The 15,918-nt window shown below is 43.9% G+C and carries 13 protein-coding genes; 9 read left to right on the forward strand and 4 right to left on the reverse strand.

All coding sequences use genetic code 11. The annotated features are described in order from the left end of the window. The first annotated feature begins 460 nt into the window (after nucleotides 1-460). Complete coding sequence (locus PR709_RS06405) at nucleotides 461-1,747, forward strand: citrate synthase (RefSeq protein ID WP_004917748.1); 1,287 nt, start codon at nucleotides 461-463, stop codon at nucleotides 1,745-1,747. A gap of 71 nt (nucleotides 1,748-1,818) precedes the next feature. Here PR709_RS06405 and PR709_RS06410 read toward each other — a convergent pair whose 3' ends face one another. Beyond that, entirely contained in the window at nucleotides 1,819-2,583 is a 765-nt protein-coding gene (locus tag PR709_RS06410) for an AraC family transcriptional regulator (RefSeq protein ID WP_272570829.1), read from the reverse strand. Between the two features lie 102 nt (nucleotides 2,584-2,685). On the opposite strand from PR709_RS06410, the gene PR709_RS06415 reads away from it, so the two are divergent. Then, nucleotides 2,686-3,813: a multidrug effflux MFS transporter gene (locus PR709_RS06415; RefSeq protein WP_272570830.1), complete on the forward strand. Its 1,128-nt coding sequence runs from the start codon at nucleotides 2,686-2,688 to the stop codon at nucleotides 3,811-3,813. 67 nt (nucleotides 3,814-3,880) lie between these two features. Here the strand turns inward: PR709_RS06415 and PR709_RS06420 are convergent, their stop codons facing one another. After that, nucleotides 3,881-4,624: a type 2 GTP cyclohydrolase I gene (locus tag PR709_RS06420; protein WP_004917742.1), complete on the reverse strand. Its 744-nt coding sequence runs from the start codon at nucleotides 4,622-4,624 to the stop codon at nucleotides 3,881-3,883. Between the two features lie 488 nt (nucleotides 4,625-5,112). Further along, nucleotides 5,113-5,319, reverse strand: a complete 207-nt coding sequence (locus PR709_RS06425) for a YbfA family protein (RefSeq protein ID WP_014657758.1) — start codon at nucleotides 5,317-5,319, stop codon at nucleotides 5,113-5,115. Nucleotides 5,320-5,729: 410 nt separating this feature from the next. On the opposite strand from PR709_RS06425, the gene kdpF reads away from it, so the two are divergent. From kdpF to PR709_RS06455, 7 genes are all read left to right on the forward strand, one after another. Beyond that, entirely contained in the window at nucleotides 5,730-5,819 is a 90-nt protein-coding gene (kdpF, locus tag PR709_RS19555) for a K(+)-transporting ATPase subunit F (protein WP_071243399.1), read from the forward strand. Between the two features lies 1 nt (nucleotide 5,820). Beyond that, the gene (gene kdpA / locus PR709_RS06430; RefSeq protein ID WP_004917735.1) at nucleotides 5,821-7,524 is read left to right on the forward strand and encodes a potassium-transporting ATPase subunit KdpA; all 1,704 of its coding nucleotides are present in this window, start codon (nucleotides 5,821-5,823) and stop codon (nucleotides 7,522-7,524) included. Between the two features lie 13 nt (nucleotides 7,525-7,537). Further along, nucleotides 7,538-9,601, forward strand: coding sequence for a potassium-transporting ATPase subunit KdpB (gene kdpB / locus PR709_RS06435; RefSeq protein WP_004917733.1), 2,064 nt, complete (start codon nucleotides 7,538-7,540; stop codon nucleotides 9,599-9,601). 10 nt (nucleotides 9,602-9,611) lie between these two features. Beyond that, on the forward strand, nucleotides 9,612-10,205 hold the full coding sequence (kdpC, locus tag PR709_RS06440; RefSeq protein WP_014657757.1) for a potassium-transporting ATPase subunit KdpC: 594 nt from the start codon (nucleotides 9,612-9,614) through the stop codon (nucleotides 10,203-10,205). An 8-nt stretch (nucleotides 10,206-10,213) separates the two neighbouring features. Further along, on the forward strand, nucleotides 10,214-12,934 hold the full coding sequence (gene kdpD, locus PR709_RS06445) for a two-component system sensor histidine kinase KdpD (RefSeq protein WP_036943513.1): 2,721 nt from the start codon (nucleotides 10,214-10,216) through the stop codon (nucleotides 12,932-12,934). Next, complete coding sequence (kdpE, locus tag PR709_RS06450) at nucleotides 12,906-13,589, forward strand: two-component system response regulator KdpE (RefSeq protein ID WP_004917729.1); 684 nt, start codon at nucleotides 12,906-12,908, stop codon at nucleotides 13,587-13,589. Before kdpD ends, kdpE begins: the two co-directional genes overlap by 29 nt. Before the next feature lie 84 nt (nucleotides 13,590-13,673). Beyond that, a complete protein-coding gene (locus PR709_RS06455) occupies nucleotides 13,674-14,069 on the forward strand; it encodes a DUF5329 family protein (RefSeq protein WP_223854703.1) in 396 nt (131 codons plus the stop codon). Between the two features lie 135 nt (nucleotides 14,070-14,204). On the opposite strand, the gene glnS is transcribed toward PR709_RS06455, so the two are convergent. Continuing rightward, entirely contained in the window at nucleotides 14,205-15,872 is a 1,668-nt protein-coding gene (gene glnS / locus PR709_RS06460) for a glutamine--tRNA ligase (protein WP_014657755.1), read from the reverse strand. Nucleotides 15,873-15,918 lie beyond the last annotated feature (46 nt).

The following is a 15,918-nucleotide window of genomic DNA, read 5'->3' on the forward strand; positions in this document are numbered from 1 at the left end:
CCTGCTGCCAGTATAAAGTCTTCACATTGCTATTACAATTCCCACACAAAATGTTTGGTGACATTTAGCCCGAACAGTGAGAGGGATCACGATTTAAACATTTTATATAAATGTGCTTATCTTATTTGACAATGATTCAACATTTATCTTACATATATGGCTGGTAGAATTATCTGAACGTCGCCAATATCTCAATCGGCGTGAAAGAAAACTGAAAAGTTATGAAACTAGTTTCCCTTACTAAAAATAATGATATTGTAGGGAAAACAACAAAAAGAACATAACATCTACACACTCGTAAACAACCTAAAAGACATTGTCATCGGTAGTCAGATTTCAGGATTTAATGTGATAGCTAGCTGATTTCCACAACACACCGGTAGAACAATGTGTAAAGACGCAGTATAACGCTGAGTTCTGGTTGTTGGGTGTTGATTATCAAGCGCTAAGGAGACCGTAAATGGCTGATAACAAAGCTAAGCTAACGACTGAGAGTGCAAGTACAATTGAACTAGACATTCTAACCCCAACTCTCGGTCAAGACGTTATCGATGTCCGAACTTTAGGTTCAAAAGGGTATTTCACCTACGACCCTGGATTTACCTCTACTGCTTCATGTGAATCAAAAATCACTTACATTGATGGTGATAAAGGCATTCTGCTGCACCGCGGTTTTCCAATTGACCAATTGGCAACCGAAGCCTCTTACTTAGAGGTTTGCTACATCCTGTTATACGGCGAAGCGCCAACGCAAGAACAATACAATACCTTTAAGAATACGGTAACTCGCCATACCATGATCCATGAGCAAATTACCCGTATGCTTACAGGCTTCCGCCGCGACTCACACCCTATGGCAGTATTGTGTGGTGTGACAGGTGCGCTAGCAGCCTTCTATCACGATGCGCTGGATGTTAACAACCCTCGCCACCGTGAAATCACTGCGTATCGTCTGCTGTCTAAGATGCCAACGGTTGCGGCGATGTGCTACAAGTACTCCATCGGTCAACCTTTCGTCTACCCTCGTAATGACCTGTCTTATGCAGGTAATTTCTTGTACATGATGTTCTCTACACCATGTGAAGAGTATGTGGTTAACCCAGTGCTTGAGCGCGCAATGGATCGTATTTTAATCCTACACGCCGACCACGAACAAAACGCTTCAACGTCAACCGTACGTACTGCTGGCTCTTCCGGTGCAAACCCATTTGCATGTATTGCTGCGGGTATCGCTTCGCTATGGGGACCTGCTCATGGTGGTGCTAACGAAGCTTGTCTACGTATGTTGGAAGAGATCCAAACTGTTGAACACATTCCAGCATTTATTGAGCGTGCGAAAGATAAAAATGACTCTTTCCGTCTGATGGGCTTTGGTCACCGTGTTTATAAAAACCATGACCCACGCGCGACTGTTATGCGTGAAACCTGCCATGAAGTTCTAAATGAGCTTGGCCTGAACGATAGCCTACTCGAAGTGGCGATGGAACTGGAGCGTATTGCACTAAACGACCCATACTTCATTGAGAAAAAACTGTATCCTAACGTTGACTTCTATTCAGGTATCATCCTGAAAGCAATGGGTATTCCATCATCTATGTTTACCGTGATCTTTGCTATTGCACGGACTATCGGCTGGATTGCACACTGGAACGAAATGCATGATGATGGTCTGAAAATCGCACGTCCTCGCCAGCTATATACTGGCTACGGGAAACGTGAGTTTAACTCTAACCTATCAAAAAAATAATATTCTCACTAAAACGATTCGATTCCCTACATACCAAAGCCCCGAAAATCGGGGCTTTTCTATCGCATGATTTAGCTAGTTGATTGGTATTCTTTTGGTGTAACACCACTCATTTTTTTAAAAAAACTAATAAATGCGCTATCACTCGTTAGCCCTAATTCTTGAGTGATAAAATGGTAGGGCTTCCCTTGAGCAAGAAGCTCTACAGCCTTTATAAAACGCCATTGTTGGCGCCAAACCTGATAACTCATGCCTGTTTCACGCAAAAAAATACGTGTAATCGTTTTTTCACTTGCTCCAACAGTTTGGGCCAGCGCGACTAATGGTGGAGGAAGCTGCTCCATATTGACATGTTTCAGTCTGCGATCTTGCGGTATAGCGATAAACATCGGCTCTTTACTCGCATTTTGCAATTCATCGATAAACACAGGTAATAAATTGGCTAACCGCCCTGTTTGCCACTGGCTATCAAAAGGTGCAATAGCAATACGTTCAAGAAGCTCTCTCAATAGCGGTGTTACCGTTAACACCATGACTTCACTACCTATTTGCTGAGCAAACTGTTGGCTTAGATAAACGGAGCGATAGCCAACAGACGCCCGCATTTGCGCACGATGAACAACCTGTGCGGGGATCCAAGCCACTCTACCAGGAGGGAGTAATGATAAGTGGTTTTCCAATGAAATACGGATACAACCTTGCTGCGTAAACAGTAATTGCCCCATATCGTGAGCATGAAAGCCTGAGTCGTGTTGCCCCATCTCCGCTGCAATCCCTAATATCGGAGCTTGATACCAATGTGTCTCAAACTTATCTTGCTGATTAAGCCATGCCATAACATGTCCTATTTTTGATGTTTATTGTCTTTATTATTGTAATAAGACAGTAAAAATACAACTAAACTGCTCGCCATCAGTGACAGATATAGGATTATTAATATGAAACGCCCTCTTTCATTATGGCTGGCTGTTGCCTTAATGATGTTTCCACAAATCGTTGAAACCATATACAGCCCAGCATTAACGGGGATTGCTATCGCTTTCCATGTTAATGCAGAACAAGCTTCACAGACGCTTTCACTCTATTTCTTTGCATTTGCATTCGGCGTCGTATTTTGGGGAAGAATGTGTGACACACTAGGCCGCCGTCCAACAATACTTGCAGGGCTTTTATTGTATGGAGTTGCCTCGATTGGAGCCTTATTTGTAACGCATTTTTATTTATTATTGCTTATGCGCATGTTATCCGCTTTTGGTGCAGCTGTAGGCTCTATTGGCACCCAAACAGCCATGCGTGATTGTTATCAAGGCCATGAATTATCTAAAGTATTCTCTATTATGGGGATCGCTCTAGCTATTAGCCCAGCAATGGGTATGTTAGCAGGTTCATTATTAGTCAGTAGTGGCGGTTATCAAGCCGTTTTTATTGGCTTAGCGGTTTTAGCTATTGGGTTATTGTTGTGGTCTTGTTATCGACTTCCAGAAACTCGACCAGCAAATGTGATACACAGCCCATTTTTAACCACTTTATTCACCATGATTAGGGATAAAGAAATTGTCAGAAATGTGATGTTGATAGCATTTTTCAACATTAATTTATTCAGTTATTACCAACTGGCGCCCTTTCATTTTGAACAATTAGGGCTATCTCAACAACAATTTGGGCTAACTGGGATCTTATTAGCGTTAGGTGTAGGAATTGGTTCGACGTTAAATCGCCATTTATTGGGTAAAAATTGGTCACCAGAAAAATTAGTTAAGCTATCAAGCTTTGTTTCACTAATAAGTGGTTGCCTAGTTTTTATCCTAATGCATTCAGTGTGGTTTATCGCGCCTGTAATAGGGGTCGTCATTGGCTATGGTATTGCAATCCCTAATATTCTAGCTCATGCACTTAGCCGCTATTCCGACAATAAAGGCACTGCTGGTGCCATTTTAGGGCTATTTTATTATATAGGACTTGCGGTAGGTTTGATGGTGGCAGGCTGGAGCCAACATTTAGGTGGGGTTTTGGTAATAGGCAGCATTATTCTCAGCCTATCATCCCTTCGCTATCGCACACAGTAAATTCAACTCACTGTCTATGTGCAGCGCCAATATTGATTGGGCTGCACATGTTTATTTTAAATAACGCTTAAGCAGGATTATCAATATCAATGAATACCGCATCTAGCCCGTGGTTATCTACCAGCCACTGAGTAAGTGCTTTGATCCCATAACGCTCAGTCGCATGATGCCCCGCTGAGTAAAAATGGATCCCCATTTCTCTTGCAATGTGGATCGTCTGCTCAGATACTTCCCCTGTTACAAAAGCATCTACACCAAATTCCGCGGCTTGCAAAATAAAGCCTTGTCCCCCCCCTGTGCACCATGCAATTTGGCGAATTTCTTGTTTCCCCGTATCACCACAATGGAGTGCTTTACGCCCAAGGTGCGTTTCCAGTCGTTCAGTTAATTCAGCAGGCGTAATCGGCTGATCAAAGTAACCAAATGGCATTAATGGCTCAATATGACCATCAATTTTAACCCCCATGATATGCGCCAACTGGGTATTATTTCCTAAGTGAGGATGTGCGTCTAAAGGCAAATGATAGCCATATAAGTTAATATCGTTTTCGAGGAGCGTTTTTAGACGCTTTCTTTTCATCCCTTTGATCACAACGGGTTCATTTTTCCAAAAGTAACCATGATGAACAATGACAGCATCCGCATTCATTTCAACGGCTTTATCAAGTAATGCTTGGCAGGCAGTGACTCCCGTTACAATTTTTTGTACATGTGAACGCCCTTCGACTTGTAAACCGTTCGGCGCATAGTCTTGGAATTCGCTGACTTTCAGCTCATTATTAATAAGTTCTTCCAACGCTAAGTTACGCATAATATTGTCCTTTTACTGCATCGGTTTTGCCTGTTCTAGCAAAAATGGTTGGTTTTGTGACAAGCTATCTAGAGTGTCTAGCTTTTGACATCCTCCCCGCCCTAAAGGGTAAGATCCCTACTATATTCATAATGGTCGTGAGGATCAGCCATGAAGCCATTTTTGTATACAGGATATCGTTTTTCCTGCCTCATGGTTTTCATTTTGGAGCGCTAAGGAGGCGTGGTTGAAAAAAGCAAGAAGCCCTGCAAAGTGCGCTATGTCATGCCATTACTGACTATTGAGTCTTAATTGAAATTTAAAGGCGCGCCGTCGCTTCATAGTCGGCATTATACTTTGGTCCATGAAAAAGGAAAAGTGATGCGCTAATGAGCGCCTCATCGGCATAGAAAAAGAGGGAATGGTGGAGATAGGTCAGGTTAAATAATCTAGCATTTGAAATTAATATTCCCCCCACAACCTAGTGTTGCGGGGAGCAGGATCACCAATTAGCGATGAGTATTCATGGTCATTTCTGAGCGCTCAAGCCAAACGGGTTTATCACTTGTTTTAGCCCACACTTTATAAAGGTAGCTATAAAACTTTGCGCGTTGTGGATGAAAAACCATAACCGGAAATGCAAGTATGCCAGCGGTTAACGCTGCTGTGCGGCGTAAAAGCACCTGATTCCGGGAGTATTCGTGATATGCGGACATCGATATCCTCCTGTCAGTAGCCACATTATTTGCCGATTTTAGTTTGCCCCTAACTTACACATAGTACCCATTCAAGAGTGACCAAAATCGTACAGATAGTATGAAAGATAAATTAACTGCCTTAATAATACTCTTCTATTGGTAATTTTACTACTGATCTGACCACTTAAAAGATAAAAAAATCGTCAATTTTGAGAAAAAATGTAGGTTTATTACAATAATTAACAGCAAAATGAATAAAAACAACAAAACGATCACAATAAATTAACAACATCGATTAACAAAGCGTCGCACTGCCGCTTTTTATCGCGATTTTTATACTTTTTTTACACCCCTAACTGACTTTTTATCAGCTTCTTTACAACGTAATCCTTACCCTACTCCTATGGAAATAATAAGGAGAAACGACTGTGTCATTACTTTCCATTATTGGGGCAGTTTTCGTTGTTTTACTGCTGGTTTATCTCATTTATGCCCTGCTTAACGCGGAGGATTTCTAAGATGGCCACAAGTGCATTACTACTTATTGCCAGTTTTTTACTGGTGCTATTTGTACTCGCGAAACCACTCGGACTATTTATTGCCCGATTAATAGAAGGCGATATGCCACACTTTATCGCCAAAACTGAGACGATCATTTGGCGTTTCAGTGGGCTAAAACAGCCAGGTCGAGAAATGGCAGAGATGAATTGGTCACGTTACGCATTCGCCATTTTGCTGTTTAACGCATTGGGCTTTGCGTTACTTTTTATTCTGCTGCTATTTCAAGGCAACCTCCCTCTTAACCCACAAAAATTTCAAGGGATGAATTGGGATCTCGCTTTTAATACTGCAATTAGTTTTGTAACCAATACCAACTGGCAATCTTACAGTGGTGAAAGCAGCTTAAGTTACCTGAGCCAAATGGCTGGATTAACCGTACAAAACTTCTTATCCGCAGCAACAGGCATCGCAGTCGTGTTCGCTCTGATCCGTGCTTTTGCACGCCACAGCAGTAAGACGCTGGGTAATGCTTGGGTGGATCTCACGCGTATTACGCTCTATTTACTCTTACCGTTAGCGGTTATTTTTGCGCTCTTTTTTGTTAGCCAAGGTGTGATCCAGAATTTCTCGCCTTATGTCTTAAGCAATAATCTAGATAGTTCAGCTCAACTCATTCCAATGGGGCCTGTGGCATCTCAAGAAGCGATAAAACTCTTGGGCACAAATGGAGGCGGATTTTTCGCCGCAAACTCTTCTCATCCCTTTGAGAATCCAACGGCGTTGACTAACTTCGTACAGATGTTAGCGATCTTTTTGATCCCAACAGCCTTATGTTTTGCCTTTGGTCGCTCCGTGGGAGATAACAAACAAGGAAATGCCCTGTTATGGGTCATGGCGATTATTTTTGTCATCGCGGCTACAACGGTGATTTATGCCGAGTATGTTGGCAACCCTTTTTTAGCTGATTTTGCGGCAAATAGCTCAATCAATATGGAAGGAAAAGAGAGCCGATTTGGGATCCTTGGCTCAGCATTATACGCCGTTGTGACTACCGCAGCGTCATGCGGTGCCGTCAATGCCATGCATGACTCTTTTACTGCGTTAGGCGGTATGGTGCCAATGTGGCTAATGCAGATTGGTGAAGTGGTATTTGGTGGCGTCGGCTCCGGTCTGTATGGCATGTTGCTCTTTGTTTTACTTGCCGTATTTATTGCCGGTTTAATGATTGGCCGTACTCCCGAATATTTGGGTAAAAAAATTGAAGTGAGAGAAATGAAAATGGTGGCTATTGCTATTTTAGTTACACCGACATTAGTACTTTGCGGTACTACACTCGCTTTAATGACAGATGTGGGCCGCGCTGCCATTTTTAACCCTGGTGCTCATGGTTTTAGTGAAGTGCTATACGCTTTCTCTTCTGCTGCCAACAACAACGGAAGTGCTTTTGCAGGGCTTAGTGCAAACACACCGTTCTACAATGTTGCACTGGCAATCACCATGTTCTTAGGCCGCTTTGGTGTCATCTTCCCTGTTCTTGCTATCGCGGGTTCATTAGCAATGAAAAAACCTCAAATGGCAAGTACCGCCAGTTTACCGACGTATGGGCCTGTTTTTATTGGCTTATTAATTTTAACCATTTTACTCATCGGTGCTCTAACTTTCGTGCCCGCACTTGCGCTGGGTCCGATAGCAGAACATTTGCAAATTGGGTTAGCAGCATAATGAGGGAAATAAAATGAACAGTAAAAAAACTCAGCTTTTTGACCGTAAACTCGTTCGTCAATCGATTATTGATGCGATAAAAAAATGTACACCGCAAGCTCAATGGCGAAACCCCGTCATGTTTGTGGTCTATATCGGTAGTCTTATTACCACGCTGTTATGGCTAGCGATGCTCACCCATTATAGTACTGGGGATGCTTGGTTTAGTGGCATGATAACCTTATGGTTATGGTTTACTGTCTTATTTGCTAATTTTGCTGAAGCGCTCGCAGAAGGGCGCAGCAAAGCACAAGCGGCTAGTCTCAAAGGGGTTAAGAAACTCAGCAGTGCGGTACGTCTTGCTAACCCTAGCTTGGATGCCCCGCAAGAAACCGTCAATTCAGACCAGCTACGCAAAGGTGATATCGTTTTGATCCGTGCGGGTGAAACCATTCCTTGTGACGGTGAAGTGCTTGAAGGCGGTGCCTCCGTCGATGAAAGTGCAATTACGGGGGAATCAGCACCCGTGATCCGTGAATCTGGTGGGGATTTCTCCTCAGTGACGGGGGGCACCCGTGTATTGTCAGACTGGCTGATCGTTGAGTGTACCGTTAATCCCGGTGAAACTTTTCTTGACCGAATGATCTCCATGGTTGAGGGAGCGCAACGTCGCAAAACACCTAATGAAATCGCACTGACTATTCTATTGACCGCGCTTACCATTATTTTCTTGCTCGCCTGCGCAACCCTGTATCCCTTTACTCTCTTTGCAGCAGAATATGCAGGTGCTGGCAATGCAGTTTCTATTTTAGTGCTGATTGCGCTATTAATTTGTTTGATCCCAACCACCATTGGTGGATTACTCTCCTCTATTGGTGTTGCAGGGATGAGCCGCATGTTAGGTGCGAATGTCATCGCCACCAGCGGGCGTGCGGTTGAAGCTGCTGGGGATGTTGATGTGCTATTACTGGATAAAACAGGCACAATCACATTAGGTAATCGCCAAGCCTCTGCCTTTTTACCGTTATCAGGTGTCACTGAACAACAATTAGCTGACGCAGCTCAACTCTCATCGTTAGCCGATGAAACACCTGAAGGTCGCAGCATTGTAGTACTCGCGAAACAAAAATTTAATTTACGTGAAAGAGATATTCACGCCTTAAATGCCACTTTTGTTCCTTTTTCGGCAATGACCCGTATGAGCGGCGTCAATGTTGGTGACAGGATGATCCGCAAAGGTTCAGCCGATGCCATTCGCCGTTATGTTGAAGCTAATCATGGCAAATTCCCACTCGAAGCAGACAAGTTAGTCGAACAAGTTGCTCATCAAGGGGGAACTCCATTGGTCGTCGTAGATAACCAAACTGTTCTTGGTGTCGTTGCCTTAAAAGATATTGTAAAAGGTGGCATCAAAGAGCGTTTTGCTCAAATGCGTAGCATGGGGATCAAAACGGTAATGATCACTGGGGATAACCACCTAACGGCAGCCGCTATCGCTGCAGAAGCGGGTGTTGATGATTTCTTAGCAGAAGCGACGCCAGAAGCCAAATTAGCCTTAATTCGACAATATCAATCGGAAGGCCGTTTGGTTGCCATGACAGGCGACGGCACCAATGATGCCCCTGCCCTTGCACAAGCCGATGTCGCCGTTGCCATGAACTCTGGTACACAGGCCGCGAAAGAAGCGGGTAACATGGTGGATTTAGATTCAAACCCAACCAAACTGATTGAAGTGGTGCACATAGGCAAACAGATGTTGATGACTCGGGGATCGCTCACCACATTTAGTATTGCAAACGACATTGCCAAATATTTTGCCATTATTCCAGCCGCCTTTGCGGTAACTTGGCCACAACTTAATGCCCTCAACGTCATGCAGCTCCATTCACCAGCTTCCGCATTATTATCGGCGGTGATCTTTAATGCCTTGATCATTGTGTTTCTGATCCCATTGGCATTAAAAGGGGTCAATTATCGCCCTATGAGCTCACAATCGTTATTACAACGCAACCTTGGTATTTACGGCCTTGGCGGTCTGATCGTTCCTTTTGTTGGCATCAAACTTATTGACATGGTCATTAGCCTCTTTGGTTTATAAGGAATCAATTATGAACACGATCCGTTCATCCATTGTGGTATTAATTTTATTGGCGATTATAACGGGTGTCGCTTATCCTCTATTGGTTACTGGGCTCGCGAATGTTCTATTTCCTTGGCAAGCCCAAGGTTCGCTCATCCAGCAAGAAGAGCGTGTTATTGGATCTACTTTGATTGGTCAAAATTACCAATCTGACCGCTATTTTTTCGGCCGACCTTCAGCGACGGCTGATTATCCTTACAATGCGTTAGCCTCAAGTGGGAGTAATCTTGCAATAAGTAACCCACTTTTAAACGAAGATTTCGCACAGCGTAGTCAACAGTTGAGGATGCAAAATCCAGATGCGGGACAAGCTATCCCTGTCGATCTACTCACCGCCTCTGCCAGTGGCTTAGATCCGCAAATTTCTGTTGCGGCAGCACTCTATCAAGCACCGCGTATCGCAAAGAACAGACAGATCCCACTAAAAGCAGTAGAATCATTGATAGCGGCACAAACAGAAAAGCCACTCCTTGCCTTTATGGGGGAACCCGTTGTGAACGTGTTGCAACTGAACGTGGCATTGGATGAGTTTAAGCAGCAGGCCAATCTCCCTACTTACTGAGGTTAGTTATGGACAATCAAGATCCTGTACGTCCAAATCCAGATGAATTGCTGGCAAAAGCCAATGAAAGTGGTCGTGGCAAACTCAAAATATTTTTCGGCGCCTGTGCAGGCGTCGGAAAAACTTATGCGATGCTACAGGAGGCACAGCGCCTGCGGGCGCAAGGCCTAGATGTCTTAGTGGGGGTCGTCGAAACCCATGAAAGGGAAGAAACCGCCGCGCTCCTTGATGGTTTATCTCAGTTACCGCCGCGCCGCTTAAACCATCGAGGCCGTCGTATGAGTGCTTTTGATATTGATGCTGCTATTGCAAGGCACCCTGCTATCATTTTGATGGATGAGTTGGCATTTAGTAACCCAGCAGGTAGCCGCCATCCGAAACGGTGGCAAGACGTTGAAGAGCTTCTTGATGCGGGTATTGATGTTTTAACGACTATCAATGTGCAACATATTGAAAGTTTGAATGATATTGTGGGTAGCATTACAGGGATCCACGTACGTGAAACGGTTCCCGATCACATATTCGATGCCGCCGATGAAATCGTTTTAGTCGACCTTCCCCCAGACGATCTCCGCCAGCGCCTAAAAGAAGGTAAGGTCTATATCCCCGCACAAGCCGAGCGTGCGATCGAACATTTTTTCCGTAAAGGTAATTTGATAGCCCTTAGAGAGTTGGCTTTACGCCGTACTGCCGACCGAGTCGATGACCAAATGCGAGAGTTTCGCGACGGTAAAGGGCACGTTCCTGTTTGGCATACTCGAGATGGTTTACTGTTATGTATTGGTCACCATAATGGCAACGAAAAACTGGTGCGAGCGGCGGCAAGGTTAGCGGCAAAACTAGGCTCTGTTTGGCACGCCATTTATGTCGAAACACCAAAGTTACATCGCCTTCCTGAAGGGCACCGTAGGGCTATCCTTAAAGCGCTCCGCTTGGCTCAGGACTTGGGAGCCGAGACAGCAACGTTATCCGATCCTTACGAAGAAAAAGCGGTTTTACGCTATGCGCGCGAACACAATCTAGGCAAAATATTGGTAGGTCGGCGCACGAAGCGTCGCCGCTGGCTAGACTTTGGTACTCATACAAACTTTGCTGAACGTTTAGGCGCATTAGGCCCAGATCTTGATTTAGTTATTGTTGCACTCGAGGAGAGAAATGATTGGGTCAAGGAGCCTGAACGTAAGCCTTTTTCTGAAAAATGGCGGAGTGATGTTAATGGGTTTTTAGTGGCTATCGCTATCTGTACGGTGATTACCCTGTTTTCACGTACCTTTTTGCTGGCCCTCGATAAAGCCAACCTTGTTACGCTGTATTTACTGGGTGTTGTATTAGTCGCGCTTTTTTATGGACGTCGCCCATCCATCTTTGCTGCGCTAATCAATGTAATTAGCTTTGACCTCTTTTTTGTACAACCCCATTTTTCACTCGCCATTATGGATATGCAGTACTTGGTCACCTTTACCGTCATGCTAATTGTCGGTGTCGTGGTCGGGAATCTAACTGCGGGTATGCGATATCAAGCGAGGATCGCGCGCTACCGTGAGCAACGAACTCGTCATCTATATGAAATGACAAAAGAATTAAGCCGAGCACTCACAGAGCAAGATATTGGTAAAACTGGCTATCACTTTATCAATAATGCCTTTCAAGCAAAAACCTGTTTATTGTTACCAGATGAAAACAATCAGCTCTCCCCTTTGTTATGTGAAGGTCATAGCCCTATGCAAATTGATCAGGCTATTGCTAAATGGAGTTTCGAGAAGCGGCAACCTGCTGGTGCGGGGACAGATACCCTACCAAGTGTACCTTATCAATTACAACCCATTACAACCGCCGATCAAACACTGGCTGTACTCGCCATTGAACCCAACAATCTCCGTCAGTTGCTGATCCCTGAACAGCAGCGCATGTTGCAAACTTTTACAGGGCTGATTGCTAGCGCTTTAGCGCGTTTGCAATTGTCAAAGCAAGCGGAAAGTGCAAAATTAGATATTGAGCGTGAGCAGTTACGAAATTCGTTATTAGCCGCATTATCTCATGATCTTAAAACCCCCTTGACGGTGTTGTTTGGCCAGGCGGAAATTTTGACCTTGAATCTGAGCGCTGAAAATTCTCCTTATACTGAGCAAGTGAATCAAATGCGCCAGCAGATACTGAGCACCTCACGTTTAGTTAACAATTTATTAGATATGGCACGGCTGCAATCCGGCAGTATTCAACCTAATTTTGAGTGGCAATCACTGCAAGAGATCACAGGCAGTGCGGTTAGAACCCTTGATTACACCTTGCATAGCCACCCTCTATCTATTGATATTCCTGCCAACTTATTGCTCTATTGCGATGGCAATTTAATCGAGCGCGTATTAATTAACTTACTGGAGAATGCGACTAAATACAGTGATAAAGATACCCCGATGGGAATTTGTGCTCAAATAGAGGATAATCAAGTACATATTGAAGTTTGGGATGCGAGCAACGCTATCCCTGATGGGCAGGAAAAAATCATTTTCGATAAATTTTCTCGCGCCCAAAAAGAGTCGGCTATTCCCGGTGTAGGCCTTGGGTTAGCAATTTGTCGAGCCATTATTCAATTGCATGATGGCAACATTTGGGCCGAAAATAATAAAAAAGGTGGAGCTAGCTTCCACTTTGTTCTACCTTTTAAACAACTTCCAGATATTGAAGAGCTAGATAATTATTGTGAATCCCCATCAAATACTGATCATTGAAGATGAAAAAGAGATCCGTCGCTTTGTCCGATTAGCTTTGGAGGGGGAAGGCTGGAAAGTTTTTGAGGCGGAAAACCGTCATCGGGGGTTAATTGAAGCGGGAACTCGCCAACCTGATCTGTTAATACTGGATCTTGGCTTACCGGATGGTGATGGCTTAGATCTGATCCGTGATCTGCGCCAATGGAGTAGTATCCCGATCATCGTTCTCTCCGCTCGCGAAGAGGAGTCACAGAAAGTCGCGGCATTAGATGCCGGAGCAGATGATTACCTGACTAAACCTTTTGGTGTTAGCGAATTACTTGCAAGGGTCAGAGTCGCTTTACGTCGCTTCGGTAAAGTCACTCAAGAAAACGCAATATTCCAATTTGGTGATGTCACAATTGATTTTATCAATCGTCTCGTCACCAAACAAAATGAAGAGTTACATCTCACCCCTATTGAATTTCGCTTGCTCAGTGAACTCGTAGCAAACAGTGGCAAAGTTCTAACGCAACGCCACCTATTATTACAAGTTTGGGGGCCTAATTATGTTGAACATAATCATTACTTACGTATTTATATGGGGCATTTACGCCAAAAACTGGAAAATGATCCCGCTCGCCCTATTCATTTATTAACGGAAACGGGGATTGGCTACCGATTTATGCCATAACCTCTTATTCTCAGATTATTTCCTCTAGCTGCTGTAAAGTGACTCGCTATAATCTTCCTTATATCAAATTAAGGAGAGCAAATTTTGCAATCAAACATGACTTATCTAGTCCGCCGTTTTTCTACTGTTTTCGTTTTATTATTAGGTCTGTTTGTGGCCACACAAGCACTGGCACTAAGCCCTGAAGAACGCACGCGCACAGAAGCACTGTTAACCGAACTAGGTAAACAGCAGAATTTAACCTTTACCCGTAATGGCTCTGAGCACAGTGCAACCGATGCGGAGTCTCATCTACGCTTAAAGTTAAGCAAAACACACAAACGCTTGAGCACCACTGAACAATTTATTGATAACGTCGCGTCCAAATCCTCTATCACAGGTGAAGAGTATCAGGTCAAAGACAGCGAAGGGAAAGTCACTTCCGCGAATCAATATTTACATCAATTACTAAAAGAAAAAGTGGATACCCAAAAGCCTTAGTCTTGGTGATATCGGCTATTCTCCCATAAAAAAAGCTTCAGTGGCTGAATATAGCCCTGAAGCTTTTTTATTATACCTAACGTGTGCATCGAGCCATAGGAAAACCCTATAGACTCGACACACACAAGGGGGCAATTATTGTTTCTCTATCTTCGCCCAAGTATCGCGCAAGCCTACCGTACGGTTAAACACCAGTTTATCTGCGCTGCTTAAACGGTTATCTGCACAGAAATAGCCTTCTCGTTCAAACTGATATGGCTTATCTGTTGCAGCTTCACGCAAGCTCGGCTCAACAAACCCGTGTCGAATAACCAATGATTCTGGGTTAATGACCGATAAGAAATCTTCTTCCGCCGCTGGGTTTGGTACGGTGAATAAACGGTCATATAAACGAATTTCAGCAGGTAGTGCGTGCGCTGCGCTAACCCAATGAATAACGCCTTTCACCTTACGACCATCGGCAGGGTCTTTATTTAGGGTTTGTGGATCATAGGTGCAGTAAATCGTTGTGATGTTCCCTTCTGCATCTTTTTCCACGCGCTCTGCTTTAATAATATAAGCATTACGTAGGCGAACTTCTTTACCTAACACTAAACGTTTGTATTGACGGTTAGCCTCTTCGCGAAAATCTGCGCGATCAATATATAACTCGTTGCTAAACGGCACTTCACGAGTTCCCATCTCAGGTTTATTTGGATGGTTAGGTGCGGTCAAGATCTCTTCGCCTTCTGGCATATTTTCAATGACTAGGCGTACAGGATCGATCACCGCCATCGCACGCGGCGCGTTTTCGTTAAGATCATCACGAATACATGATTCCAGCGACGCCATTTCCACGTTATTGTCTTGCTTAGTCACGCCAATACGCTGACAGAATTCGCGAATAGATGCAGCGGTGTAACCACGGCGACGCAAACCCGAAATTGTCGGCATACGCGGGTCATCCCAACCATCAACTAATTTATCTGTCACTAATTGGTTCAACTTACGCTTAGACATGACCGTATATTCAAGGTTTAAGCGTGAAAACTCATATTGACGTGGATGGCAGTCAATCGTGATGTTATCAAGCACCCAATCATATAAACGGCGGTTGTCTTGGAATTCCAATGTACACAGTGAATGTGTAATGCCTTCTAATGCATCGGAAATACAATGCGTGAAGTCATACATTGGGTAAATACACCATTTATTACCTGACTGATGGTGCTCTGCAAATTTAATACGATACAAAACGGGATCACGCATAACGATAAAAGGTGATGCCATATCGATTTTTGCACGTAAGCAAGCTTTACCTTCTTCAAAGCCACCCGCACGCATTTTTTCAAATAGCGCTAAGTTCTCTTCAATACTACGGTCACGATAAGGGCTATTTTTACCCGGCTCTTTTAGAGTGCCACGATATTCACGAATTTGCTCTGGGCTCAGTTCATCCACATACGCTAAGCCTTTGTTAATAAGCTCAATAGCGTATTGATATAGAATATCGAAATAATCAGAAGAGTAGTGAACCTTACCGCTCCATTGGAAACCTAGCCACTGAACGTCTTCTTGAATCGAGTTGACATATTCAACATCTTCTTTGACTGGGTTGGTGTCGTCAAAACGTAAGTTACACTGACCCTGATAATCCTGCGCTATACCAAAATTCAGGCAAATTGATTTTGCATGACCAATGTGTAAATAGCCATTCGGTTCAGGTGGGAAACGTGTATGCACCGAAGTGTGTTTCCCGCTCGCCAGATCTTCATCAATGATCTGACGGATAAAATTTGTTGGGCGAGTCTCTGCCTCATTCATTGTCATCATTCCTCAATGCCAAAAGCGCGTAATAGCAAAATATATT

The sequence above is a fragment of the Providencia sp. PROV267 genome (assembly GCF_028477825.1).
In the GTDB taxonomy this organism is placed as follows: Bacteria; Pseudomonadota; Gammaproteobacteria; order Enterobacterales; family Enterobacteriaceae; genus Providencia; species Providencia stuartii.

Excerpts from the sequence above, each read along its gene's own strand:
- PR709_RS06405 (WP_004917748.1), top strand. The coding sequence starts at position 461 with ATGGCTGATAACAAAGCTAAGCTAACGACTGAGAGTGCAAGTACAATT.
- PR709_RS06410 (WP_272570829.1), bottom strand. The coding sequence starts at position 2,583 with ATGGCATGGCTTAATCAGCAAGATAAGTTTGAGACACATTGGTATCAA.
- PR709_RS06415 (WP_272570830.1), top strand. The coding sequence starts at position 2,686 with ATGAAACGCCCTCTTTCATTATGGCTGGCTGTTGCCTTAATGATGTTT.
- PR709_RS06420 (WP_004917742.1), bottom strand. The coding sequence starts at position 4,624 with ATGCGTAACTTAGCGTTGGAAGAACTTATTAATAATGAGCTGAAAGTC.
- PR709_RS06425 (WP_014657758.1), bottom strand. The coding sequence starts at position 5,319 with ATGTCCGCATATCACGAATACTCCCGGAATCAGGTGCTTTTACGCCGC.
- kdpA (WP_004917735.1), top strand. The coding sequence starts at position 5,821 with ATGGCCACAAGTGCATTACTACTTATTGCCAGTTTTTTACTGGTGCTA.
- kdpB (WP_004917733.1), top strand. The coding sequence starts at position 7,538 with ATGAACAGTAAAAAAACTCAGCTTTTTGACCGTAAACTCGTTCGTCAA.
- kdpC (WP_014657757.1), top strand. The coding sequence starts at position 9,612 with ATGAACACGATCCGTTCATCCATTGTGGTATTAATTTTATTGGCGATT.
- kdpD (WP_036943513.1), top strand. The coding sequence starts at position 10,214 with ATGGACAATCAAGATCCTGTACGTCCAAATCCAGATGAATTGCTGGCA.
- glnS (WP_014657755.1), bottom strand. The coding sequence starts at position 15,872 with ATGAATGAGGCAGAGACTCGCCCAACAAATTTTATCCGTCAGATCATT.